This window comes from uncultured Chloroflexus sp. (assembly GCF_937129525.1).
Classification (GTDB): Bacteria; Chloroflexota; Chloroflexia; order Chloroflexales; family Chloroflexaceae; genus Chloroflexus.
The window spans coordinates 1-25,451 of record NZ_CAKZNK010000103.1; the positions used below are offsets into that span (position 1 = coordinate 1).

Consider the following 25,451-nt stretch of genomic DNA (forward strand, 5'->3'; position numbering starts at 1 on the left):
ATCGGCGCGAGAGTTAGCCACTCTCGCGCCAATTTTGTCAGCCGAGACCGCAGAGGGATTATCGCCTATCGGCTATCAGCTATCGGCTATCGGCTATCATCCTCTGGCAGATGGGGGCGATTTCCTCCCCCTTGCCCCCTCCCCGCTCATCGCTTATCGGCTATCGATCCTACCGCAGAGACCGCAGAGGGATTATCGGCTATCGGCTATCGGCTATCGGCTATCGGCTATCGGCTATCGGCTATCGCCTATCGCCTATCAGCTATCGCCTATCGCCCATCACACACCCTGTAACGCGCAGTGATATGATCAAAAGCAAACAACATGCAGCTCCGCGGAAAGAGGCGCACTATGCGTATGCTCGAAGTCTTGATTGTGGGCGGCGGAGTAATGGGCGCAGCGACGGCGTATGCTCTTGCCCGGCGCGGTCGGCGGGTGCTGCTACTCGAACAGTTTGCCATTGGGCACGCTCGCGGGAGTTCGCACGGCCTGTCACGCCAGATCGGCTGTGCGTATCCACAGCTCTATTACACTCGCCTGGCGAAGGCGGCTTACCAGGCATGGGCCGATCTGGAAGCTGATACCGGGCAGCGCCTCGTGATCAAGACAGGCGCGCTGGCCCTCGGAGCCGCTGATCTGCGCTATCTCCGGGCTTGTGCTTCAAATCTGGCCGCTGCCGGAGTGCCGTTTGAGTCGCTGTCAGCGCCTGAACTCCGCGCTCGCTTCCCTCAGCTCGCAATCTCCGATCAGACAATAGGGTTGTATCAACCCGACGGCGGGATTCTGCCAGCTTCGCGCTGCGTAGCCACCTTTATCGAGCAGGCGCGTCGCTATGGCGCGGCAATTGCGTCTGGGGTAAGAGTTGAGCGGGTCATGCCTGATGGCTCGGGCGCGCGAGTTGATGCGTCTGGGGCTACGTACCGCGCTCAGCGGGTGATCATTACAGCCGGCTCGTATACTCCGCTCTTGCTGCGAAGTTTATCACTTTCGTTCCCACTTTTGATTACCCGCGAGCAATCAGCTTTCTTTTTGCCTCGTGATCGCAGACTCGGCAACTTGCCGGTGATAAGCGATTTCGGTGACGATGAAACCAATCCACCGTTGATCTGTTTCCCTGATCTGGGAGAAGGAGTAAAGGCTGAGCGTCTCGGCGTTGGCACGCTGGTGCGTAATCCTTACGAGCCGCCACCCCTCCCCGATCCGGTTGAGAACGATCAGATCGCGCGCCGCCTCAATCAGACACTACCCGGATACGCCGCCCGTCTGCTCCGTGCCGAGACCTGTCGCATGACACATACGCCCGACGGTGACTTTCTGATCGACCGCCATCCAGAGTTCGGTCAAATCGTGATCGCCATCCCCTGCATCGGTCACGGTTTCAAGCTTGCTCCACTTATCGGCGAAATGCTGGCAGATCTGGCAATTGACGGATCAACCGCCTGCGACATTACTCCGTTTCGCCTGAATCGAATGCTCAATCGGCAGGTCTATACCTGAACAAGATCGTATTATCTCGTCCGGCACGTGCCATCATCGCAGGTGGCGCTTCTCCCAAACAGATAGCGGTTACGGGCCACCAAATCGTAAAGTGGTTGCGCCAGCGTTAGCGCGCCGGGCAATCGCAGCAGTTCACCTACTCCACGCAGCGCTGGCAACTGCAAGAGGAGTTCACGCGCGGCGGCAGCGCCGCGGTAGATAGTTCCATCTGGCCCGATCACGTGCAGTTGCTCCATTGCCTCAGCATGGCTAATCTGAGGAAAGCGCTCGCGCGCTGCCGGACTATTGGCGTCGAGCAGCTCAATCCGGTGATGTTCATCCCATTCGCTGACCATCTGAGCTTGCTGACAACAGATCCGACAATTGCCGTCGTAGAGCATCGTGTAGGTCATCCCTAACCTCCAGATCAGTATGGAATGATCGCGGTAACGACCATTGCCAGGATCAGAATTCCGATGATGATAGCGCTCAAAACACGAAACCAGTATTGATAGCGTTTGCGGCTCATGGCATTTCTCCCGTCGCAATGCTAAAAATGCCTTGTCTCTAACGTATTATACCCGGTTATGATACCAGTTTGCTTTCTATTGCGTGCAGGGTTGTATCGACGATGCTGGCAAAAACCTGATGGTGGCGGTACGGTGGCGGGGTGCGACGCGGGTAGGTGCGGTTGCAGAGCGCAACAATTGCCAGCGCTTCGGTAGGGATACCCATCATAATCGGCCCGGTAAAGCCGCTGTGTCCAAAACCGGCAGCCATTGCTGCTCCCATATACGGTCGCTGCAACATCCAGCCCAACCCGCTGACCGGCTGTCCGGCGCGTTGCGCTTGTGGAGTTAGCGCCGCTCGCGCCGTTTCGGCGCGCAAGAGCTGTTTCCCTTGCCAGGAGCCTTCCTGCAAGAAAAGCTGCACAAGGCGAATGGCCTCAGTGGCTATGCCAAATAACCCGGCGTGGCCGGCTACTCCGCCGAGCGCATATGCGCTCTCATCGTGAACGACGCCGTGAACCAGTCCCGCGCGCCATTCGTAATCCCACTCGGTCGGCGCGGTACGTTGAAGCCATGCCACCGGTGGCCGAAAGCAAGTATGCTGCATGCCGAGTGGCGCGCAGACAAGCTCCTCGATAGCTGCGTCGAGTGAACCGTCGTAGACCGTCGCTACCAGATCGCCGAGCAGCAGAGTATTGAGGTTAGCATATTCGGTCACCTGTCCAGCCGGATGCTTCGGGATCGCATTGTAGACCGCCTGCCGTATCGCAGCCGCGCCCTGACGGGCTAACGGGGCAAGCTGTACGGCTAATCCGCTGCAATGGCTGAGGAGATGGCGCGCAGTGATGTCGCTTGCGCGCAGCGCAGGCAACCAGTGTTGCACTGGTCGATCGAGCGGCAACATTCCGGCGTCGTGTAGCCGCAGCGCGGCCAGAGCAGTGAAGACCTTGGTGAGCGAGGCGAGATCGTAGACGGTGTCGAGCGTCACCGGTTGACTACCGCTATCGTCGTACATTGTCGCGCCGTAAGCAGCAGCGTGGATCGGGTGATCGGCTCGCGCCACGATTACGACTGCGCCAGGGAAGACTCGTTCGTGGATGGCAGTAGCGATGAGATCGTCAATCGCAGCGAGCATAATATTGGCGAGAAATCACATCTTTCATGAGTATCGCAATTACAAGAGTGCCCGGTTTCGGCGCAGCCCGATCTCGACTAGCCATAATGCCAGCGCGATCCCGACCAGCAGTGGCCATAGGCTGGCACTCACCAGTGTCGGCGGTGGCGGCGGGGTTTCCGGCAATACCGGTTCCATTGTGCCACCGGTGATGGTCGCGATCTGTTGCAATAAGGCTTCACCCTGCGCCGGATCGGTCAGCGCATACTCCGCCGATGGCGGTTGCGCGTAACCGATGCTACGTTGAAGGGTCTGGCTACCGGCAAACAGCGAAACATCGATTTCATACGGCCCGGTGTCGGTCAATACCAGCTCGCGCTCGTAGCGTCCTGGCGCCGTTTGCGCCAGGCTAAAGCTCTGTTCGCTGCCATCGGGCAACGTAACCCGCGCGCTCACCTGCGCCAGATTGATCGGCCTGCCGCCTGCTGTTTGCGCTTCGACGACCAGACTTGTTCCATCGGCGTCCGTAACGAGACGCACCTGCATCGGCCCGCTGTCGGGGGTAGGTAGCGTATACCGCACCAGTTGACCCCAGAACCGATCATAATCTGGCCAACCTGGCCAGGCGCTTGCCCACGGCGCGGCGGCGCTGGCCATCCAGGCCACGCTACGCCCCAGACCGTATTGCCAGACGGCAAGCAGGGGATCCTCTGCCGGACTCTTCAGCACAACGGTGGCTTCGGGTTTTGGTTGCAGCGCAATATACCCATCGAGTGGCGGCAATGCGCGCGGGTCAATGCCGCGCACCAGCGGATGCGGTTGTTCGAGTAATGTCGGCACCGGTTGTTCAACCGTCAGCTCAGCGCCGGCAATTTCGCTCTCTTGCAGCGTAATGCGCGGCAAATCGTTGGCATTTGGCGCAAAGTAGTAACGTCCATTTCCCCATTGCGCCAATTGTTCAAGCAATTCAGTATCGGCATCCAGGCCAATCGCAATGGTCGAGAGAGTGATCTGCGCGGCGCGCGCCGTTTCGACCAGTTGCTGATAACGCGGATAGTTGTTGCTATAACTGCGTCCATCAGTCAACAAGACAGCGTGCCGTTCGCGTTCTGGTTCGGTAGCCAGCGCCGGCAGACCTACGGCCAGTGCCCGTTCGATATTGGTGCCCCCGCCAAGCGCCATCATTGCAATCTGCTGTTGTAATTCGACGATGTTGGCCCCCTCACCTACTTCCTGAAATGGCACTGTCCATATTGTATCAGTGTCAAAGGCCAGCACGCCGATCCGGTCGCTCGGCTGGAGCGCGGTTAGCGCAAGGATAGCGGCTTCTTTGGCCATATCGAACTTGCTAATCCCAAAAGCGGCGCTCATACTGGCCGAGCGGTCGATAATCAGCAAGAGCGAGATAGGCGCTCGCTGCGGACGCGGCGGCGGTGTCATCTGCACCGGCAACGCTTCGGCCAGCGGCGTCTCGGCATAGCCTCCCAATGTGAATGCCTGATTGCCGCCGAGCGCGGTGAGACCTTTACCCTCGCTTCGAACCAGTTCGCGCAGCGCAGCCATTTGCTCAAACGAGAGCTGGTTGGCCGAGACATCGACCAGCACAACCCCATCATATGCTGCCAACCGCTCAAGATTGGCCGACAACTCGACTGGTGGTCTGCGATCAACTTCCATTCCCGCCTGACGAAGGGTATCGCCGAGCATAGCCCCACCATCACGATACCCTTCGATCAGCAAGATCCGTGGCGGAGGAATAACCAGCGCGGTGGCAGCAGCAGCGTTGTTGGCGCTAAAGGTGTCGTGTTCTGCGGGCGCGATCTCAGCTCGTAGACTGAGAATGCCCGGTTGCCCGGCAGTATGCTCAACAACAAACTGATACTGTCCCGCCGGAATGAACACCGGTTCTTCGCCGAGCAACTGTCCATCGGCCCAGACGCGCAATCGAGCGGCGAGCGGTTCTGCGCCATTGACCGGACGATACAGCGTTGTGATCGCAATTGCAAACGTCTCGTTGCTGCGCAGCAAGATCGGCGCATCGAGGCGAGTGATGGCCACTTCTGGCGTTATCGGCGGCGCAATATAGCGCACATCAACCTGAATCCCACTTTGAGCGGCGCGCTGCGCTTCGGCCAGCACATCACCACCGGTATGCTGACCATCGCCGATCAGAATGACGCGACCGCCGGCTGGCAACAACTGGCGTGCCATTCGCAAAGCCGCAGCCAGATCGCTACCGGCGCCGTCAGGTCGTTGATCGCTACCGGCAATCACCTGCGCGCCAAACGCCAGCAAACGTGTTTCCGGGCCGGTTGCTGCCGCAATAGCCTCGGCTTCAGATCGTATCGCGGCCTGTCCGGCTGGCGTAAGGCTATCCGACTGATCGTACAACACGATCAATGGCCCAGCCGCCGCTCTGCCTGCCTGTTGCCAGACCGGATCGGCCAGAGCGCCGATCAACAACGCAACTATCGCCAGCCGCAGAGCCAGGATTGACCAGGGCAGACGACGACCGGCCCGGCGCCAGATCAACGCAAATGCCGGCAGCGCCAGCAACAACCAAAACATATGAGCGGATTGCCAGATCATCGCGCCTCCGGTTGCAGTCTACGCTGGATGTAGAGCCACTCACCGACCAGCAATGCAATGGTGGCAATGATCAGCCAGGACCACAATGGTTGCGGGGTAGCGGTGGGTTGAGCTATCACAGCAGCGAGTGTTCCATTGCGAGTCGCGCTGGCAAAACGTGGTGTCGGATCAGACTCATCGATGGCGCCGGCGTTCACAGGAAGCTGCGCTTCCCGCACCAGTTGATCTTCAGCCCATTCCCGTATTTGATAGATGCCGATGTGTGTCGGTTCGAGGATGGTGGGAATCGCCGGTTGCAGCGCCAGCCTCACCGTAGTACCGGTGGGATCGGTCAGCTCTACATGCGTGGTTCGGACATCAGCCCGATATGATAGTGACGCGCCAAGAGTCATGGATGTGGGCAACTGCGGTGGCATCAGGTCTCGCGCGGTGCGCGCAACCAGCAGCGGAAAGGCTAGCCGTTCGCTCAACGAACTGGCGGTCAGATCGAAGCTCCAGACCGCCACTTCACTCCGCTCAAATCGACCGCGCATGATCAGTGGAATGTCACCATTGAAGAGCAGCGGGGTTAACCAGGATGGCGGATCGATGACTGCCACCTGACCCCAGGTAATGCCGCCAAAGTTGACATCGCGCAAGAGGGTTTCGCCAGCCGGCGTCAGAGTTACCGGTGAATCTGCGCGAGTTGTGCCGCTAATCGGTAGCAAACCACCGGTCGGCGGATTGATGACCAGCACGCCACCGGCGGGCCAGCGTGACGGCAACGTGTTGACGAAAATAGAGAGATCAACGTCTGAAGCCGGCGCATATGCTGCCGGTGTCACCGTTTGGAGCCTCACTTCCGGCATAGCCTGCAAGGCGCGCGCCAGCGCCGGCGCATCGTCGGCGACCAGCAGCGCTCGAATCGGTTGTTGACCGGCAATGTTTACCGTCGCGCTATCATCGAGCGGCAAGCCGTCATTGCCATTCATTTCTAATCGTACCTGCTGAGCCGCGCCGGGCAGAGTCCACGTCAACTCGAGTGCTGAGTCTGGGCGAATGCTAATCTGTTCAGTGCGATCAAGCTGTCCGTCGATCAAGAGCCGCACCGACCCGCGAAATGGTTGGTCGCCAAAGTTTACCAGCCGGGCATAAACATCGGTCGCGCCGATGCGATTCGGGTAGGCAGCCAGCGTTACGATAGCGCGATTCGGCTGCCTTGTGCCGATAACTTCGACTTGAAGCGGCAGGCGCAATGTGTTGAGATCAGGTGGCGGCAGCGCGCCGTCGGTTAGCCAGATCACCCGTGAACCGGGTTGATCGAGTAAAAACGTCTCAGCGATCGTGAATGCGCCGAATAGATCGCTTCCCACGCCTTCAATGGTTATTTGCCTCAGCGCCGCCAGCAAACGCGCCGAGTCGGCGCTGCTGCCCTGGTCGATCAGGCGAGCCGATGGGCCGGCGCTGATCAGCACTATCCGATCAGCGCCGCGCATCTGGCTAATCAATGTCGCAGCGCGTTGCCGGGCGCGCTCGATGCGGCTGCCACCCGTTTCGGCCAAGGCCATGCTGGTTGACGTGTCGATAATAATGGCCGTCGCGCGCGTTGCGCCTGGCCACGACCAGGGAATCTGTGGTTGGGCCAGCGCTAATCCAAGCAGTAATGCCGCGAGCATGTGCAGCAAAAGCAGGAATGTAAACCGTAGTCGTCGGCGTCGCGTCGCCGGTCGTAGCGGAACCTGCTGCCAGAGTAGGAGTGATGGCACGACTGTTCGTCGCCGACGTGATTGCATCATGTGCAGGATGACAATCACCGGCAAGGTCAGGAGTGCGAGTAATCCGAGAGGCGCAAGCAGGTTCATAGCGCTGCTGTTAATCGATTCGTCTCACCAGGCTGATTCCGATGCCAGTGTGACCAGTTTCATCGCGACTTCACCCCAAAAATCGCCGCGCGCGCAGGAAAGGGATGATCTGGCGTTCCAGTGGCCAGTCAGTCATTATCGGCGCATACGCCATACCACGCGCGGCGCAACGCGCGGCCAGTGACGCGCGCCAGGTTTGCGCCGCAGTTCGAAAAACTGCCAGCTCTTCTTCGGTCAGATCGATTTCAAGTCGTTCGCCGGTTTCACTGTCAACCAGCTCAAGCGGCCCATGCAGCGGCGGCGCAAGCTCAGCCAGGCTGAGCAGATGTAAGACCATCACCTGCCAGCGCGGGGCTGGCACATGTTGCGCCAGCTCTTCAATCGGTAACGGCGTCAGCAAATCTGAAATGACGACAACGACTCCGCCTTGTGGTTGCTGCCGGGCAACCACGCGCGCAGCCTGCGCCAGATCGAGCTGTGATGTCGGCGTGAGCGCGCGCAACACGCGCAGCAACGCTACCGAGAGTGTCTTGCCGCGCGCCGGCCCGAACACTGGCGCCAACTGTCCGCCGGTCAGCACCGTAACAAGGTCGCCATGCGACAGTGACAGATAGCCGATCGCGCCAGTCAGTTGAATTGCCAGCCGCAGGCGATTTGGTTCGCCGACGGTCATACTGCGCGATGTGTCAACGATCACACTCACCGCCACATCTTGCTCGACCTCACCCAAACGCACCAGCAAATGCTCCTGGCGCGCGTATGCATGCCAGTCAAGGTAGCGAGGGTCATCGCCATGGACGTAAGGTCGGTGATCGGTAAAGATGGTAGCCGGCATCTGTTGCCGACTGGGATGCTGACCAGCAATTGGCGTGCCGCGTAGCGCGCGTTGGGTCTGCAAACTGAGCCGCTCGAGGCGACGCAGAAACGTTTCGTCAAATAACAGCGGTTCAGTTGTAGCCGGTTTACGGCGAAAAATAGTCGCGAACCACATCTCGCACATCCATTGGGACTCGCAGCGGATCATCGGCTGCCTGTACCGGGCCGCTAAGACTGACACCGCTCGATCGCATCGACAGCCCTCCCGATTGAGTTGATCCGGTCACGTCGCTTGCCGTCCCCGGAGCGGGTAGCTGACCGGTACCACGAGTCGCTAATTCGAGTGGTCTGCCTTCAATGCCGAGCGGATTAAACGATTGCTCACGGCGCTGGCTGCCGGGTGCATTGCCAGCGCCACCACCTGAACCACCGGCTATCGGCGCCGATGGTTGCCGTTCGAGCGCGTCAGCCAGCGCCTCTACACCGGCGGCGCTGGCGATGGCATCGCCAAACTGAAGCGCGTCGGCAGTCGCTCGCATCTGGTCGGCCAGATCAGGGCGCGCCGGGTCTATCTGGCGGGCCGCGTCGCGCAAAGCATCGGCAATTGCTTCACGCGCTTCCGGCGAAACCTCACCCATCTGATCGGCCAGCTCGCGCAGCATTTCAGCCGCGCCGGCAATATCACCCTGATCAAGCGCTTCGGCGACCGGTCGCGTCAGGCTCTGGTCGCGCAAAGCGTCGGCCAGCGCCGAAAGTACCCCCGGATCAACGCCAGATCCAGGCGTTGTTCCCATTTCAGTCGATGAAGACGCTTCGGTTGACAGTGTGTCGGCCACCTGATCAGGGCGATTCAATGCCGGCAAGGGTTGGGCTACGCCAACTGGCGCCATTGGCGACTCGATGAGGAGCAGCAGGCCGGCTAACATCAGCAGGAACGCGCCCAGCATCAGCGCGTCAGGCCAGGCTGGTCGTTGTTTTTTATTGACATAATAATTGATGCGCCTGATGGTCTCTTGCGCCTGCTGTTGTAACCGGCTGGCAACGCCGGCCTGATCATCGCCAACCTCCAGCGCCGTGCTCAGTTGTTCAGAGAGACGAAATCGCCGGTCGAGGCGGCGCGCAGCAGTCGATGGCGTTAGTCGAAAGACCAGCGCGCGCACTGCTCCGGTGACAACACTGCCCGCGAGCACCCAACCCAGCAATGGATGCGGCAGGGAAACGATGCCGATGATCGCCAGAACGACACCGAGAAAGACAGCAATAAAGCCCAGACTGGTTGCAGTCAGCAGAGTGTCGATAGCGTGCCGACGCCAGCGTTGAGCAATAAGCCGACGGAGCTGTTGCGAGAGTTGTCGTTGCATACTGGCAGTGTACCACAATCTGATCGAGTACAATATGAAACACTGATGAGTTTCACAGGGAAAAAGTGATCTGCCCGATCCGAGGTTTGTGCCCGGCGATCAGGTTTGCCGATTGCCGGCCAGGTTATGCACATCTGATCGAAACCCTGAGGAGAGATTCATGAACGATCTGCTTTCATTGCTGGCGCGTCGTGTCGCTGAGGGTCGCCCGTTGCGAGTTGGTCTGATCGGAGCCGGCAAATTTGGCACCATGTTTCTGGCCCAGGCGCGTCGCGTTCCCGGTCTCCATGTGCTTGGCGTCGCCGATCTCGCTCCCGACCGCGCGCGCGCGGCGCTGGCTCGCGCCGGCTGGCCAGCCGAGCAGTATGCCGCTGCTTCGCTGGCCGATGCGCTACGCAGTGGCGCAACATATGTTGGTGACGATGCGCCGGCGCTGATCGCTGCCGATGGTCTTGATGTCATTGTTGAGGCAACAGGAGCGCCGGCGGCGGGCGTTGCCCATTGCCTGCTCGCTATCGAACATCGCCGTCATATCGTGATGGTCAATGTCGAGGCGGATGCGCTGGTTGGCCCATTGCTGGCCCGTCGCGCAGCCGAAGCCGGCGTTGTCTACTCACTGGCCTACGGCGATCAACCTGCGCTGATTGCCGAACAGGTCGAATGGGCGCGCGCTTGCGGTTTTGAGGTGATCTGCGCCGGCAAGGGTACTCGCTATCTGCCCCATTATCACCAGAGCACACCTGAGACGGTCTGGCAGTATTACGGACTCAGCGCTGAGCAAGCTGCTGCCGGCGGCATGAATCCGCAGATGTTCAATTCATTTCTCGATGGCACCAAGTCGGCCATCGAAATGGCAGCCGTTGCCAATGCATGCCGCTTGCGACCGCAACCACACGGCCTGTCATTTCCTCCATGCGGTGTCGATGATCTCCCCCACGTTTTGCGCCCCCGTGAGGCTGGCGGGCAACTGACCCACGCTGGCACGGTTGAAGTGGTCTCTTCGCTCGAACGCGATGGCCGTCCGGTATTCCGCGATCTGCGCTGGGGCGTCTACGTCGTCTTTGCCGCGCCTGATGACTATGTGCGCCGCTGCTTTGCCGAATATGGTCTCGTTACTGATTCCAGCGGGGTTTACAGCGCCCTCTATCGTCCCTCTCACCTGATCGGCCTCGAATTGCCGATCTCTGTGTTACGAGTCGGTTTGCGTCAGGAGCCAACCGGTTGTCCACAGGTCTTCCTGGCCGATGTGGTTGCAGTGGCTAAACGCGATCTGGCCGAGGGCGAGCTGCTCGATGGTGAAGGCGGTTATACCGTGTACGGCAGACTCATGCCGGCAACCGACTCGGTAGCCATGGGTGCGCTTCCAATCGGTCTGGCGCACAATATTCGCGTGACTCGCCCGATTGCAGGCGGTGAGGTCGTTCGGTGGGAAGATGTCGCTTATGAGACAAATCATCCCACGGTACGGTTGCGCCGTCTGATGGAGCGGACAATGCTGGCGGAGGCTACGCAATGAATGTTGCAATGCTCGGTCTTGGCCTGATGGGGCGGCCAATGGCGCGCGTCTTGCTGGCGGCTGGCATGCAGGTCGTCGGTTGGAATCGATCACCGCTCGATCCGGCTTTGACCGCTGGTATACCGTTGGCAGCAACACTGGCCGAAGCGGCTCAGGCCGAGACTCTGATCATCATGGTGAGTGACTCGGCAGCCGTGGGTGATCTGCTAGCGCGCCTTGATCCGTTCTTGCGACCGGGCCAGCTCGTGATCGATATGGGTAGTTCCGATCCACGCGACTCGCAGACGCGAGCTGCAGCGCTGGCCGCGCGCGGGATCGGTTGGGTCGATGCGCCGGTCTCGGGCGGGCCGGAAGGCGCCGCTTCCGGAACGCTGGCAATAATGGCGGGCGGCACTGAGGCGGATGTTGCGCGGGCTATGCCGATCTTGCGGGTATTGGGGCGGCCTACCCATGTCGGCTTGCCGGGCGCCGGCCATACCGCCAAGGTGATTAATCAGCTTATCGTTGGCCTGACCATTCAGGCGGTGGCGGAAGCGACGGTATTGGCTCAGGCATACGGACTCGAACCGGCGCTGCTACGCGCGGCGTTAGCCGGCGGTTTCGCCGACTCAAAAGTGTTGCAGATCCACGGTGGGCGGATGGAAGCGCGTCGCTACGTTCCGGGTGGTAAAGTGGCCACACAACTCAAGGATTTGCGCATGGCAGCAGCGCTAGCCGCGAATGCCGGCATCGAGTTGCCCCATCTGCGCGATACCATTGCCCGCTACGAGGAACTGGTGAGCCGTGGCTACGGTGATCTCGATCATTCGGCGCTGCATCTCTTATTGCTCGATCAGGCTAGTTAGCGCAAAGTGAAAATCACAAGGACGCAGCTCATTGGGCTGCGTCCTCTGTTCATGGCTTCTCATGGCTTCGCGCAATACCACTTCGCCTGAACTATTGCCCGCTACGAGGAACTGGTGAGCCGTGGCTACGGTGATCACGATCATTCGGCATTGCATCGCTTGTTGCTTGAGCAGGCTAGTTAGCGCGCAGTATGCGCTGAAAGGACGCAGCACATTGATTGGGCTGCGTCCTTTCTCATGGTGTTTTTCTGCCTTACTTTCCTGATCGCTCTTCGATCAACAGTTCGCGCAATAACACCTCATCTGATGCCGGTAGCGGATCGCTTAGCAAGGAAGACAGGAGCTGATCGTTGGACGACTGCGGTGTTGGCCGTCGTCGGATCGGCCAGAACTGCAAGCCCAGGCCGCTAATCAGGAGGAGGAATCCCAAACCAAACCAGAATTGAGCGTTAAAGGGGATTGTAGTTGCCGTGCGCGGAAGCTGGAGTGGTGGCCGGGCGCTGCCACTCTGCTCTTCCGTTTCGATCCCGGTGAATGGGAGCTTTGGCGGGATGATGGCAGGCAATTCAGGCATTGTCTCGGGCGCCGTCGGTAGAACCGGTTCGACCGTCGGCGCCTCGATAGTCAACGACGGCAACGATGGTTCGTTAGGCGCCGGGCTGGTAAAGAAGAGATGCGCAACGACAGTATCGCCGGGGCCGACCGCAATTTCAAGCGGTGGTTGAGCCGGCGATCCCTGTTCTTCAGTGAGTTTCAGGGCCAATGTATAGAATCCCGACTCAACCCATCGATCATAATTGCCGTTTTCATCGCTATACACCACCGCATCACCAATTTGAACGGCAATATTTGTCGCCGGTGATTGGGTACGGAGATCGATAATCGTGCCGGTCACGCGCCCCATCGGTACCGGGGTTGGCGAGGTGACCGGCAGTACGGTTACTGGTGGAATAGTTGGCCGTGGCGACGGTTGTAACGCGGGTGCGGCTGCTGATGGAGCAGGCACCGGCAACAGGCTAAAGCCAACAACCATTGCCAGCACACCGCAGAGTATCATGCTGTAGCTCACAATTCGTCGAGGTTGCATACGCAACTCCTTGTGTTATTCTGGCATTATGTTCTTCACTTTTTGAGGTTTTTAACCGCCACCACTAGCGCTATTATAACAAATCCTTGCCTTTATAGAAGTGATAGACGAGAGGGAAAAACCTGTGAATAGTTTGGTAACATCAATTTACAGGTTTTATCCCTCTCATTTATCGGTTGTTGTTATTCCGAGACCACAATCGTAATCTCTGCCCGATTATTTGTCTCGTTCACCTCTTCCACTGCGCCAAACGGACTGCGCACATCGCCCGCAATGCTGCGGTTCCAGCTATCAACGTAGACATAGATGGTATTGCGTCCCGGAGGTAGCCGCCCATTCCAGGTTGGCGAGCTGACAGTCACATCGTACCCAAATGGATTGGTTGGACTGCGTGGCGTGCTGATCAGGGTCACGCTCTCGCCGGGCTGGAGGACGCCATCGAAGAACCATGCCAGACCTTGACGCGAGAGTTCATTCCACGGCTCGTTCACCTCTGGCACCCGTCGTGGATTGACGTAGAGATCGATCCAGAAATTGCTTGCCGGTTCCCGTCCAACGTTGGTGATCGTTACCCGATAGGTTACCGGTGTGTTCTTGTTCGGGCTGGTCGGAGTCGCCTGCAAACTGACGATCAGGTCAGGCGGGATTTGGACGATTGTCATCGGCAAGAAGATTGCCACGCGCCGGTAGTAACCTATGTCGAACACAGCCTGCTGACCGGGCGCCAGCGTCAATGTTACGACCGGACCGTCGCTATCAGTTGCGTCATCGCCAACATTTGGTTGCGCCAGAATGTAACCAAGCTGGTTGACGAAGGTTAACGTTACCTGACCTGGTGGCAAACCGGTAACGCTGTACGAGCCATCACCGGCTGTTTGTGCCTGTACCGTCTGCGAGAAACCGGTCAGCAAGGTGGGTGTGTACGTGACCGTGACCTGCACTCCGGCCAGGCGTCCGGTCTCGTCAAGATCGCGCTGATTATTTTCGTTCGTGTCAAACCAGGCAATGCCGCTGATGCTGCCGGCGCCGCGGAGACCGGCATCGATCTGGTCAAGGGCCTGGCCGCTGAGGATGGTGAAGTTGGTGGTAGTGCCGTCGGTACGGAAGTCGTTGTCATTGTCTACCGTCAGCGAACCACTACCATTATTGGAAGTGGTATAACCGGCGGGCAGGGTTATTTGCAACGAGTACGTTCCCGGCGCTACATCGCTGAAGGCATAGCTACCATCTGCCAGGGTTTGCGTCGTGGTGATGGGATTCCCTCCACTACCGCGGAGCGTTACTGAAATACCAGCTATACCGGGTTCGCCCGCGTCACGCAAACCATTTCCATTCGCATCAAACCAGACTGTATCGCCAATGGCCGTTGTCCGATAGAGGCCAAAGTCGATAGTGGTATTGCTGGTCGTCAATGTAACGCTACTACCAACAGCATTGCTGTCAAGCGCCGGGTTGCCACCCTGATTAGCCACAGTCAACAGGTAGCCGAAGCGGCTGACCGATTGAATAGTCACTGTACTACCCGGCGGGATATTGCCGATGGAGTAGTTGGCGCTCAGGCCGCTCGCGCTGGTTGAGACGGCGCTGAACGTGAACGATGGATTGGTAGCATTGATCACGCTACCGGTGGTGGAGACCACAACCGTGACCGTCACCCCGTCGAGCGCCTGTTCGCCGCTGTCCTGCACGCCATTGCCATTGGCGTCTTCCCAGATCAAGTCACCGATCGACAGCGCGCCGCGCAAGCCGGCATCGATGTAAGTAATATCATCGCCTGAGGATACCGTGAATGCATCGGTGCAACCGGTGGTTGAGTTGGTCACATCACTGTTATTATCGGTTGTCAGCGCGCTGCCAGGCGTAGTGAATGTGAATCCACCCGGCAAGGTCACGCAGAGCTGATAGCTAGCGTTGGTCAATCCGGTCGGCTCGATTCCACTGATAGTGAATGCGCCATTGCCATCGGTTGTAACCGGCGTGCCCGGGCCACTACTGCTACCAACCAGGCGGACGCTCACGCTCTCCATCCCCGGCTCGCCGCTGTCAAGCGCGCCATCACTATCGGTATCAAACCAGATCGTACCGGTAATCTGAGCCGGGCGGTAATATCCGAAGGGAACCGGATCAGGCGTCGCGCCGCTCAACACCAGGCCGGTCGAGGCGGCGCCGGTATTGCCCGGTGACCGGATAAACCCGCTCGGATCGGTGGGCACGGTGAAGGTGTAGGCACCGGGCGGGCCGTTGAAAGTGACGATACCGAAGATATTAGTTGCCTGACTTGTCGAAATTGGCCCGGTCACATTCACCGTCACGGCCCTCAATCCGCTTTCGCCAGTCTCGAAGGCGTTGTTGATAGTCACCGTTTCATTAAAGACCCGCGCGCTCACTGTGACATTCTGGTAATAGCCCTGGTCGCGACTGACCGTTGCGCCAACCGCCAGCGGCTGATTCGTCAGTTCGGCAACGCCATCACTATCGGTTGCGTCTGCCCCCTGATCGGCCAGCGTGAGTTGATATGCTGGCGTGGCCGTGGGTGGACTGAAGGTGAGCGTGAAGGCAGCCTCGCTTGCGGAAGCGCCACCAGGCAAGCCGCTAAAGCTGTACTCGCCGTTGCTATTCGTCGTGACGGTGCGGTTAACAGTGGTGGTCAAATTGGTCAGGTTAATCGTCGCTGACAGATTGACCGTAACCCCTGCCAGGCCGGGATCACTGGTGCGTTGTCCGTCGTAAGCGCGGTCAACGAAGGCAATACCGTTAATCGCGCTATTGCCGATGACTGCTGCGCCGCGCGTGGTGATCTGGCCATCAGTCACCGTGAAAGCGGCGGTGCGACCATTATTGCTGACAATAGAGGCAACATCGTTATTCCCTGCCGGTCCGGCGACAAAGCTAAAGTTTGCCGCATCGGGATTGACGAATTCGAGCAGGTAGCTACCACCCTCAACGCTGTTGAAACTAAAGTTGCCACTGGCGTTCGTGGTTGTGGTCGCCACGACTGCCGTTGTGCTGGCATTGAGCAGTCGCACAGTAACGTTGCTCACACCCGGCTCGCCGGCAGATTGATTGTCAGCCGGCCCGTTTGCGCCATCAAAGAAGACACGCCCATCAACGACGCCAAAGACATAGAACCCGAAGACGTTAGTAGTTCCAGGCGGTGAAATCTGGGTAAGCGAACTTCCGCCGCTGGCCAATGGTATTCCGGCTACCGGGATGGCTGCCGTCGATCCAGATGAAGGCAGGAGGCCGGCGAGCGCCGCTGAGCTTTCATCAACGTTGAGCTGATAACTACCCGGTCGCACCGCGAAGGTTACCAGGCCGTTGCTGTTCGTGGTTTCGGTCAAAACAGGTGTGTTATCCAGCCGTTCCAGAACGACTCGCGCGCCACTGATACCATTTTCACCGCTTTCCCATTGATTGTTGCGTCCAGCAGACGGTTCGCGGAAGACGCGCGCCGTGATGGTGACATTGCGGAAGAAACCCTGATCGAAGTCAAGCGTGCCGCCTGGCGTCGGACCGGTCACCGTCACCGTTGGCCCGTCGCTGTCAATCGTATCATCGCTCCCCACATTTGCATCACTTGCGATGTAACCGCCAGCCGGTGGGGTGAATGCAATCGTATACGTGATAGTGCCCGCGCTGCCGCCCGGCAAGTTATTGAACAGGTAGTTGGGAGGCGAAGCGGAAATCGTTGCCTGATATGTCGCCACCAGGTTAGGCAGACTGGCAGTGACGGTTAACGCTACTGTCGCGCCGGACAGATCTACATCGCCGGCATCTTGCAGATTGTCGGCATTATTATCCTCAAACACGCGACCGCTAACCGTGGTTTGCCCGCGGAATCCGGCATTAATATCGGTTAGAGAACCGTTATAGGGCACGGTGAGCAAAGCCGTGCTGCTGGTTGCCACGGGCCCTGCCGTAGTCACCACGCTATCGCCACCGGTAATAAAGGTATAGTTGCCGGTGGCGGGGTTGGTAAAGCGAACAGTGTAATTACCGGGGAAAATATTGGTAAAGCTATATGTGCCATTCGTAAGAGTCGTGGTGGTTGATACCACAGTGCTCGACGAGTCGAGTAGCTCGACCGTCACATCACGCATCCGCGGCTCGCTGCTGGCCAGGCTGTCGCCATTGGTATCAAAGAAAGCGATGCCGCTGATACTGCCGGGCAGATAGTAGCCAAAGCTAGCGCTAATGCTTTGCCCGCTGGTCAGATTGGTAGTGCTTTGACTGCCGGTATTGCCGGGTGATTGGAGATATCCGGCTGGCGTCGTGACAGTGATGGTGTATGAACCGGGGGGTAGCAGGAAGACAACATCACCGCTTGTTGGGTTCGTGGTTGCTGTGCGTGATACGGTGCCGGTCACCGCGACTGTGACATTGCCAATGCCAGGTTCGCCACTCTCACGAATATTATTGATGGTAATGGTGTCGGCGAAGGTAGTGACAACAATGCGCACGGGGCGGTAGAATCCGGCATCAATCCCATCGTAGGTCTGCCCTGGAACTGGCGTAAATATATCGGTGCGCCAAACCCCGCTTGTGCCAATCTCTTCAACCAGGTCGCTGTAATCGGCGAAGCTGGTCTCGTCTGGGGCGAGTGTTGCGCCGCTCGGTCTCAAGCTACCGACGAAACCAAGCGGTGCCTCAAATGTGACATAGATCTCTTCAGCCGGCAAACCCGGGATGGCATAGATGCCACTACCATTACTTGTCGCTGAACCCAGCAACACATCATCGCTGGCGCGGTACGCATTCACCTCTACTCCGCTCAGCGGATTATCACCGGTATTATAAATACCATCGCCGTTGACATCTTCAAATACCAGATTGCCGATGCGGGCGCGAGTCAGGCCGAAGTCAACATCGTCGTCTTCCGGGTCAGCCGCACTGAGTGAGCCTGAGTCGAAATAGATATAGTCATTGCCGTTGCCATTGGTCGCGACAGTGCCGGTTGAATTACCCAAACCGACCAGCGCGCCTCCGGGCAGGAAGTTGGCTTCATCGAGCACAATCCGGTAACTGGCACCCAGGGGTAGATCATCGAACTGATAGTAGCCGGGTTGATTGGTATTCGGGTTATTCGTTGTAACGGTCATCAGCTCATTGCCATCGCGGATGCCATTGTTGGCTGTGCCGCTGCCGCGTCCATCATCGACGAAGACGATAACTCCGTTGACCCCGTTCTCGCCGGGATCCTGGACGCCATCATTATCATCGTCTAGCCAGACAAAATCGCCAACCAGCCCTTTGTAAAAGCCGAAGCGCTGATCGGATCGGGTATTGGTTGTCGTGTTAATCGGGAAGTTTGGACCCGTCACATCACTGGTGGGAATGCCATTGGGCGATCCGACATCGCCACCCGCTACATTTATCGAGTTCGCCGCGCCAAACAAGATTGCGCCTGAGGCAAATTGCGAGGCCGGTATCACAACCCGGTAAGTCGGACCGAGCGGCACACCTGGAAAGACAAAGATACCGCCATCTTCCGCGGCGCTCGAACCGATAAGCTGGCGCGAGGTGGTTGTGGCAACAACTGTCGGACCGCTTGTGTCAACCAGTTGCACAGTGATGCCGTTGATCCGCGACTCAGTGGCATCCCATAGTCCGTTGCGGTTGTTATCGCGCCAGACAAAGCCGCTCACAGCGCCGCGGGCGAAGCCAATGTCAATATTGTCAATATTGGCGCCGCGACCGGTATTGGGGATCGTAGCTTCGGCGTTACCACCCACCAGAACGGCATCCGAGTCGCGGATACCAGGGTTAGGCGAGCCGTCATTGACAAAAGCCTGCGTCAGGATGTAGCCGGTGGGGAAATTGCTCGACAGAATGCGCAATCGGTAGCCGGCACCGGTCGGCGCGTTGCTAAAGATTGCTCGCCCCTGGCTGTCGGTGTTTACCGGGCCGGCGATGGTATTACCCAGGCTATCGACCAGGATCACGGGCAAACTGCCCAGTCCAGGTTCGCCGGCGTCTTGAATGCCGTCGGCGTCGCGGTCGTCCCATACTCGCGCCGTGATGTTGCGAGTGCCAGGAGGCGCGGCAGTATCGATGCCGCCAACGGCGTCGCGCAACCCCACGCGCTGGGTGACTGCGCCGCCTGAAATAGTGGCAAACGAGAGCAGACCGGCATTGTCGAGGCCTGGAATGGAGACCACGCGCGCGCCGAGATTGCTGACTTCAATCCGATAATTACCATCGGGAAGGGATGGAAAGACCACTTCACCAGCGCTGTTGGTCGTGTTAAGCCCGACAATCACGCCGTCGGATGAATAAACGGACACTAGCACGCCGCTGACACCGCTGTCCGTGTCGTAGAATCCATCGCGCGCGTCGTCAATGTAGACCTGCACGGTCAGCGTTCCGGCGGCGAGCGCTGTCAGCGCTGCGCTGAAGGTAGCACTGATGATAAGAATGGCGATCAGGATGAAAGAAACGATGTGTTTGTGTCGGTGGAAATAGTTGACCGTAAACGCTGTTTGCGCCATAGCGCCTCTCTTGCCGGCAAAACTAGTGCGTCTTTTATCAAAATACGTAGTGTATCAATCGTATCATAACTTTTGCCATATTGATCGGGCAATAGCTCTTTAATACCACAGTCGGCTAGTACTTATTCCTGACCAAGCAGTGATCGCTGCAAAGCGACCATTCGATTGGTATATGCGCCAACGATTGTAGCAATCTCTGCCGGCAAGAGTTGTCGGATCACGGAATCGTAGATTTCAAGCCGACGTAGTATCTGTTCGGGCAGAACTCCGTCGCGCGGTTGGCGTTCATTTCCCCACAAAATCTGTTCGTCGAGCAGTTCGGGTCGTTCAACTGCCAGGGCCGCTTCAAGCATCCGGGTAACAAATTCGTAGCCAGCAGTGACGATGTTCGGGTCGCGCTCTTCAGGGGAATGCTGAAGAGCCAGATCGGTCGCGCGATTGATGATCTGTCGGCGATGCGCGCGCAGGGCAGCGAACGCTTCTTCGCTATGGCTCACGCGCAACGGTTGGGGCGGCGTTGGGAATGATTGGTTAGCGGCGAGCACGGCGGCGGCGGCATTTGGCGCGCTCAATTGAATGTTTAGAGCGCGGTGCAGATCGGGCTGGCGCGCGAATGGCAAGCCACCTACCATCAGCGGGATCCCATCGAGATCGGCTGCAGCCAGCGCTCGCGTCAGACTTGTCAGATGGGGTAAATGAAAGACCATCGCCGCTGAGATACCCACCAGATCAGGGTGAGTCGTTTTGATGGCGTCGATAAAGGCGGGAATCGGCACGGCTGCGCCGAGGTAGATGACCTCCCAGCCTTCGGCTTCGAAGAAATCGGCGACCATGCGAATGCCAACCCGATGCCATTCATCTGGCGCGCAACCGAGAACGATGCGACGGTTGCGCTTTATTTTAGGTTGAAAGTAGGGATGTAGCTCACCCATCTGCCGTTCGATGATGGCAGTGGCCAGGTGTTCCTGCGCGACGCCGATCCGGTTGATTTGCCAGAGGCGTCCGATTTCATAGGCGGTTGGTTGGAAGATGTCAAGGTAGATGCGCGGCGCATGAACCCCCTGTGCCAGCGCCTGTTCAATCACGCGATCGGCGGCGCGTCCACTACCTTGTAACATGGCCTCGAGATAACGTTGTTGAAATTCGCTGGAAATGGGCCAGTTCATCATGGTGATCTCGCGGGCATCAGTAACGCGAAATTCGGCAGCGTACACTTGCTCTGTAGTGTACCGCGCTTACCACACTTCTACAAGAGAAGAAGTTATTACCAGCAATGAAAGGAAACTACGTTGAGTGTATACCCGGCAGGGATGCCAGATCCTGCGGCCAAACGCTGTGTCGCCAGACCGATTCCCGTTCTGATACCTTATGGTGTTGCGATTATTAGTGGTTGGCGCAGCGCATCGGCCAGAGTGTCACTCCGTTGCAGGCGATACACATCGACTTTCAAGCCGGTTAGCTGGTTGAGAAGTGGGGTGGGATCATGCCAGCCGCCATAACTAAGCGGATCGATGAAGATAACGGCGGCGCGCGCGCCCCGGTAAAGATGATGTTGAAGCGCGGTTATCCAGCGCGGATCGAGATCAGAGGTAATGATGATAAGAGTCGTATCGCGGCTAAACCGTTGCCCTTCAGCCACCAGCAGTTCGGCCAGCGAGCGCTGGCCTGACGCTTGCGCGACTGCCAGCAGCTCCAGAATTTTCCACAACTGGCGCTCTTCGCGTTCCGCAGGGATAACTTCAAGCCGGTCACTCCAGGCTATGAGGCCAACGATCCGATTCTGGGCCAGCAATGCGCGGGCCAGTGAAGCTGCAACCTGCACAGCCTGCTCTTCGGTTGAGTCGGGCAACATTTGGCGCGTAGAGGTCGGTTGCCGCTGCCACCAGGGCGCGATCTGGCGTTCATCAGTATCAGGTGGACGATCGATTGCGCGTGTGACTGCGCGTTCGTTGAGATCAAGAATAAGATAGATATCCGCATTTGGATCGAGTTCAAACTCTTTCACCATCAGGCGATTGTGGCGCGCGGTGCTGCGCCAGTGAATGCGATTGAGGCCGTCTCCCGGCTGGTAGTCGCGAATGGTAGCAACGTTGGGCGTTACGTTGTGTCCGCGAACCAGGTTGGTTGATCCTCCGGCTAATTCGGCGCCGGGCAGGCGAAACGAGCTAATCTCTTCAGTAGCCGGATAGACGATGATCTCGCCTCTGCCTGCGATCAGGCGCGTGAAGCGAAACAGGCCAAATGGATCGCTGCTGATGATGCGGGTCGGGCCGAGTGTAAACCGACCGCGACGGGTACAGAGAGTGCGGGTCGTCCAGCGGGTCGACTCGCGACTGCCGAGATAGGCCACAAAACCGGGTTCGTGGTCAGGCAGGTCAGACTCATCCTGCAGTTCGATCCACAGTTTCGGTAGCCACCACAGATTGCGAATAGTGATGCGCTCGCGGGTATACTCACCGACGCTGGCCCGCAAGCTGGCATGCGCGCGCTCAACGCTCAGGCCGCGCAAGTTGAGCCAGGCCCATGCCAGCGCAACCAGAGGTAATCCGGCCAGAATGTAGCTCAGATGGAAAAAGAGGCGCTGGCCGGTGGTTTGAGCCGCCAGATAACTGACGCCGGCAAGCAGCAGCACGAGTAGCGGACGAGTAATATTCATCGCGTGCCTTACCAGGCAGATGCGCGTTGCCACGGCGCGCAGATCCAACCATCGGCCTGAATGATCTTACGCGCCGGCATCGCACTATCTACTTTCCTTCGGTTAACGCCTCGGCCAGCAAGCTGGCAATAGCAGCTCGTGGCAGCGAACGCTGTTCGCCGCGTTGCAAATCTTTGATGACCACCTCGTTGCGGGTCAGTTCATCAGGGCCGAGCACCAGCGCAAAACGCACACCGCGTCGGTCGGCCTCTTTAAACTGCTTGCCGAGATTGCCCGGCTCAAGCGCGATCAAGGTATTGATACCGGCAGCGCGCAGTTCTGTTGCCAGCGCCAGGCTATCGGCAACCTGTTCCGGGCCAAACAAGGTGACGAAAGCGACGGCAGTAGTGCGGGGGCGTGGTCCCAGGTTGAGTTCAAGCATCACGTCGTGCAGGCGATCGATGCCAAACGCGAGACCAACCGTCGGGATATTGCGTCCGGCAAACAGGCCAATCAGGTCATCATAGCGACCGCCACCGAGCAGCGAACCTTCGGGCCAGTGAGGGGTGATAGCCTCAAAGACAACACCGGTGTAGTACGAGAGACCGCGAGCCAGCCGCGGCGCTACCCGATACTGGCTGGCAGGCACACCCATTGCTGTGAGACCGGCAATTACGGCGCGCAGGTTGGCGATCGCGGCGATTGCCCGCCGGTCATCGGCCAACTGTTGTTCAAGCGCAGCCAGGACATCGGCAGGCGCGCCATCGATTTGCACCAGGTTGAGGATGCGATCCGCTGCGGCAGCGTCAACACCCGATTTGAGCAACTCGGCCCGCACGCCATCGGCGCCGATCTTGTCGAACTTGTCAATCGCGCGATAGACGCCGCTAGCAGCCTCTTCGGATAGGCCACTGACTCGGGCGATTCCACCGATGATCTGGCGATGGTTGAGCAGAGTGACAAAATCGGGAAACCCGAGGGCAGTTAACGCCTCGCAAAGCATGGCAACTATTTCGGCATCGGCCAGCGGCGAGGAACTACCGACAATATCGAGGTCAAACTGATAGAACTCGCGGTAGCGCCCGCGAGCCGGGCGCTCGCCGCGATAACTCGGCCCATACGCATAACGACGCCATGGCAATGCCAGTTGACCGGCATACTGGGCTGTGACACGAGCCAGTGGCACCGTCTGATCGTAGCGGAGGGCCAGGCGACGACCGCCATGATCCTCGAAGCGGTAGATCAGCTTCTCATCATCGCCGAGTTTACCTTCGAGCGTCTCAGCGTATTCGATGATCGGCGTTTGCAGTGGCTCGAAGCCGCGCGACTCACTGATGCGCGTCAGGGTAGTGACAATATACTGCCGTAGCATCATATCTGTCGGCAGATGATCGCGCATGCCTTTTACATTCTGGATGATCGCCATACAAACTCTCAGATCGTTACAAATGAAGGATTTATTCTCTCACTGGCTGTGATACCGGTTCAACCATTACCACCTGTTGCCCGGCCAGTTGACCACAAGCGGCAGCAATTTCCACTCCGCGTTCAACACGCACAGTGCAGGGAATACCGTAATCGGTCAAAATCTGCCGGAAAGCAGTAACACGCTCCCATTCAGAGCGACCGAGCGGCGTGCCGGGTACCGGATTCCAGGGGATCAGGTTTACGTGGAAGAGCATTGCGCCGCGCGGCGCTTCACGGCGCAGCAGGCGAGCGAGCGCAACAGCCTGATGAGGATGATCGTTCTTGCCTTGCAAGAGCACATATTCAAACGATACCCGGCGGCGCGTTTTTATCACGTAGTTGCGCGTGGCTGCCATCAATTCGGCAATCGGATAGCGTCGGTTAACCGGCATTAACTCGCTGCGCAGCGCATCGTCGGGGGCGTGGAGCGAGATAGCCAGGTTGACCGGCAACGACTCGTTGGCCAGACGCTCGATCCCTTTCACCAATCCGACAGTTGAGACGGTCATGCTGCGCGCGCCGAGGTTGAAGCCGCGTGGATCGTGTAACCGCTCCACTGCCTGCCACCAGCGGTCATAATTGGCGAATGGCTCACCCATTCCCATGAAAACGAGATTAGTGATCCGACCTGATGGGCCAGCCGCTCCCATTGCGCGCAGTTCTTGCGAGGCCCAGATTGCCTGAGCGACAATCTCCCCACTGCTCAGGTTACGCAACAGCCCTAGTTTTCCGGTGGCGCAGAAAACGCACCCCATCCCGCAGCCAGCCTGCGTTGAAACGCAGGCGGTCGAGCGATCGGGATAGACCATCAGCACCGTTTCAACTACGGCGCCGTCAGGCAGGCGAAAGAGGGCTTTGCGCGTCATCCCCTCGTCGCCGATCTGCACCCGTTCCAGGCGGAGCGTGGAAAGTGGCAGGTCGGATAGACGCGCGCGCAGGGTGGCCGGCAGATCGGTCATGCGACCGGCGTCTGCGGTTAAATTGACATAAAGATGACGATAAAGCTGGCGCGCGCGGAACTCCGGTTCGCCCCAACTGCGCAGCAATTCGGTTAGTTCTGCCAGATTGTAGTCATACAGACAGCGTTGTTCCATAGTATTTGCATTGTACCATGATAGGCGATAGCTGATAGCTGATAGGCGATAGGGGATAGGCGATAGGGGATAGGCGATAGGGGATAGGCGATAGGGGATAGGCGATAGGGGATAGGCGATAGCTGATAGATGGTCTCTGTGGTCTCGGTAGTTCGTTATCTTCCGCGAGCAGCGAGCACTGGTTGACATCTGAACGTAGGGGCGGGGTTTCAACGCGCCCGTGCCGCCGCTGCCCCCCGGGTCGGGGCGGGTTTAAAACCCGCCCCTACAGATGTTTCACCCGAGGTCGGGGCGGGGTTTCAACGCGCCCGTGTCGCCGTTGCCCCCCAGGTCGGGGCAGGGTTTCAACGCGCCCGTGTTGCCGTTGCCCCCCAGGTCGGGGCAGGGTTTCAACGCGCCCGTGCCGCCGTTGCCCTCCAGGTTGGGGCGGGGTTTCAACGCGCCCGTGTCGCCGTTGCCCCCCAGGTTGGGGCGGGGTTTCAACGCGCCCGTGTCGCCGTTGCCCCCGGGTAGGGGCGGGTTTAAAACCCGCCCCGACAAATGTTCCACCCCACCTAGGGGCGAAGGAACTTATGCAGGCGTTGTTTCGTCTTGCAGGTGGATTGATAACGGG

Annotated in this window: 16 protein-coding genes; 4 read left to right on the top strand and 12 right to left on the bottom strand. The window is 58.6% G+C overall.

Going from position 1 to position 25,451, the window contains the following annotated elements:
* Window positions 1–294: hypothetical protein (locus Q0650_RS13255; RefSeq protein WP_298819714.1), on the top strand; the 294-nt coding region annotated here is incomplete at its 5' end.
* Between the two features lie 57 nt (window positions 295–351).
* Window positions 352–1,497: an N-methyl-L-tryptophan oxidase gene (gene solA, locus Q0650_RS13260; protein WP_298819717.1), complete on the top strand. Its 1,146-nt coding sequence runs from the start codon at window positions 352–354 to the stop codon at window positions 1,495–1,497.
* An 11-nt stretch (window positions 1,498–1,508) separates the two neighbouring features.
* Here the strand turns inward: solA and Q0650_RS13265 are convergent, their stop codons facing one another.
* From Q0650_RS13265 to Q0650_RS13290, 6 genes are all read right to left on the bottom strand, one after another.
* Window positions 1,509–1,889 (bottom strand): thiol-disulfide oxidoreductase DCC family protein, encoded by a 381-nt coding sequence (locus Q0650_RS13265; RefSeq protein WP_298819719.1) that lies wholly within the window; start codon window positions 1,887–1,889, stop codon window positions 1,509–1,511.
* A 172-nt stretch (window positions 1,890–2,061) separates the two neighbouring features.
* A complete protein-coding gene (locus tag Q0650_RS13270; protein WP_298819746.1) occupies window positions 2,062–3,120 on the bottom strand; it encodes a serine hydrolase in 1,059 nt (352 codons plus the stop codon).
* Window positions 3,121–3,159: 39 nt separating this feature from the next.
* Complete coding sequence (locus tag Q0650_RS13275; protein WP_298819748.1) at window positions 3,160–5,688, bottom strand: VWA domain-containing protein; 2,529 nt, start codon at window positions 5,686–5,688, stop codon at window positions 3,160–3,162.
* The gene (locus Q0650_RS13280) at window positions 5,685–7,529 is read right to left on the bottom strand and encodes a VWA domain-containing protein (protein WP_298819750.1); all 1,845 of its coding nucleotides are present in this window, start codon (window positions 7,527–7,529) and stop codon (window positions 5,685–5,687) included. Before Q0650_RS13280 ends, Q0650_RS13275 begins: the two co-directional genes overlap by 4 nt.
* A 70-nt stretch (window positions 7,530–7,599) precedes the next feature.
* Window positions 7,600–8,520, bottom strand: a complete 921-nt coding sequence (locus Q0650_RS13285) for a DUF58 domain-containing protein (RefSeq protein WP_298819752.1) — start codon at window positions 8,518–8,520, stop codon at window positions 7,600–7,602.
* Window positions 8,492–9,706, bottom strand: a complete 1,215-nt coding sequence (locus Q0650_RS13290; protein WP_298819754.1) for a hypothetical protein — start codon at window positions 9,704–9,706, stop codon at window positions 8,492–8,494. The genes Q0650_RS13285 and Q0650_RS13290 overlap by 29 nt, the downstream gene beginning before the upstream one ends.
* 160 nt (window positions 9,707–9,866) lie before the next feature.
* Here Q0650_RS13290 and Q0650_RS13295 point away from each other — a divergent pair, with 160 nt between their 5' ends.
* Window positions 9,867–11,222 carry an NAD(P)H-dependent oxidoreductase gene (locus tag Q0650_RS13295; protein WP_298819756.1) on the top strand — a complete coding sequence of 452 codons (1,356 nt, stop codon included), beginning with the start codon at window positions 9,867–9,869 and terminating at the stop codon, window positions 11,220–11,222.
* The gene (locus tag Q0650_RS13300; RefSeq protein WP_298819758.1) at window positions 11,219–12,067 is read left to right on the top strand and encodes an NAD(P)-dependent oxidoreductase; all 849 of its coding nucleotides are present in this window, start codon (window positions 11,219–11,221) and stop codon (window positions 12,065–12,067) included. The genes Q0650_RS13295 and Q0650_RS13300 overlap by 4 nt, the downstream gene beginning before the upstream one ends.
* 253 nt (window positions 12,068–12,320) lie before the next feature.
* Here Q0650_RS13300 and Q0650_RS13305 read toward each other — a convergent pair whose 3' ends face one another.
* From Q0650_RS13305 to rlmN, 6 genes are all read right to left on the bottom strand, one after another.
* On the bottom strand, window positions 12,321–13,154 hold the full coding sequence (locus tag Q0650_RS13305) for a hypothetical protein (RefSeq protein ID WP_298819760.1): 834 nt from the start codon (window positions 13,152–13,154) through the stop codon (window positions 12,321–12,323).
* 182 nt (window positions 13,155–13,336) lie between these two features.
* A complete protein-coding gene (locus Q0650_RS13310; protein WP_298819762.1) occupies window positions 13,337–19,642 on the bottom strand; it encodes an SdrD B-like domain-containing protein in 6,306 nt (2,101 codons plus the stop codon).
* Window positions 19,643–19,764: 122 nt separating this feature from the next.
* Window positions 19,765–20,811, bottom strand: coding sequence for a B12-binding domain-containing protein (locus Q0650_RS13315; RefSeq protein WP_298819764.1), 1,047 nt, complete (start codon window positions 20,809–20,811; stop codon window positions 19,765–19,767).
* 197 nt (window positions 20,812–21,008) lie between these two features.
* Window positions 21,009–22,298 carry a DUF58 domain-containing protein gene (locus Q0650_RS13320; protein WP_298819766.1) on the bottom strand — a complete coding sequence of 430 codons (1,290 nt, stop codon included), beginning with the start codon at window positions 22,296–22,298 and terminating at the stop codon, window positions 21,009–21,011.
* 88 nt (window positions 22,299–22,386) lie between these two features.
* Window positions 22,387–23,703, bottom strand: coding sequence for a histidine--tRNA ligase (hisS, locus tag Q0650_RS13325; protein WP_298819768.1), 1,317 nt, complete (start codon window positions 23,701–23,703; stop codon window positions 22,387–22,389).
* Between the two features lie 31 nt (window positions 23,704–23,734).
* A complete protein-coding gene (gene rlmN / locus Q0650_RS13330; protein WP_298819770.1) occupies window positions 23,735–24,838 on the bottom strand; it encodes a 23S rRNA (adenine(2503)-C(2))-methyltransferase RlmN in 1,104 nt (367 codons plus the stop codon).
* Between the last annotated feature and the right edge of the window lie 613 nt (window positions 24,839–25,451).

Coding starts and splice junctions, on each gene's coding strand:
- solA (WP_298819717.1), top strand. CDS start 352: ATGCGTATGCTCGAAGTCTTGATTGTGGGCGGCGGAGTAATGGGCGCA.
- Q0650_RS13265 (WP_298819719.1), bottom strand. CDS start 1,889: ATGACCTACACGATGCTCTACGACGGCAATTGTCGGATCTGTTGTCAG.
- Q0650_RS13270 (WP_298819746.1), bottom strand. CDS start 3,120: ATGCTCGCTGCGATTGACGATCTCATCGCTACTGCCATCCACGAACGA.
- Q0650_RS13275 (WP_298819748.1), bottom strand. CDS start 5,688: ATGATCTGGCAATCCGCTCATATGTTTTGGTTGTTGCTGGCGCTGCCG.
- Q0650_RS13280 (WP_298819750.1), bottom strand. CDS start 7,529: ATGAACCTGCTTGCGCCTCTCGGATTACTCGCACTCCTGACCTTGCCG.
- Q0650_RS13285 (WP_298819752.1), bottom strand. CDS start 8,520: ATGTGGTTCGCGACTATTTTTCGCCGTAAACCGGCTACAACTGAACCG.
- Q0650_RS13290 (WP_298819754.1), bottom strand. CDS start 9,706: ATGCAACGACAACTCTCGCAACAGCTCCGTCGGCTTATTGCTCAACGC.
- Q0650_RS13295 (WP_298819756.1), top strand. CDS start 9,867: ATGAACGATCTGCTTTCATTGCTGGCGCGTCGTGTCGCTGAGGGTCGC.
- Q0650_RS13300 (WP_298819758.1), top strand. CDS start 11,219: ATGAATGTTGCAATGCTCGGTCTTGGCCTGATGGGGCGGCCAATGGCG.
- Q0650_RS13305 (WP_298819760.1), bottom strand. CDS start 13,154: ATGCAACCTCGACGAATTGTGAGCTACAGCATGATACTCTGCGGTGTG.
- Q0650_RS13310 (WP_298819762.1), bottom strand. CDS start 19,642: ATGGCGCAAACAGCGTTTACGGTCAACTATTTCCACCGACACAAACAC.
- Q0650_RS13315 (WP_298819764.1), bottom strand. CDS start 20,811: ATGATGAACTGGCCCATTTCCAGCGAATTTCAACAACGTTATCTCGAG.
- Q0650_RS13320 (WP_298819766.1), bottom strand. CDS start 22,298: ATGAATATTACTCGTCCGCTACTCGTGCTGCTGCTTGCCGGCGTCAGT.
- hisS (WP_298819768.1), bottom strand. CDS start 23,703: ATGGCGATCATCCAGAATGTAAAAGGCATGCGCGATCATCTGCCGACA.
- rlmN (WP_298819770.1), bottom strand. CDS start 24,838: ATGGAACAACGCTGTCTGTATGACTACAATCTGGCAGAACTAACCGAA.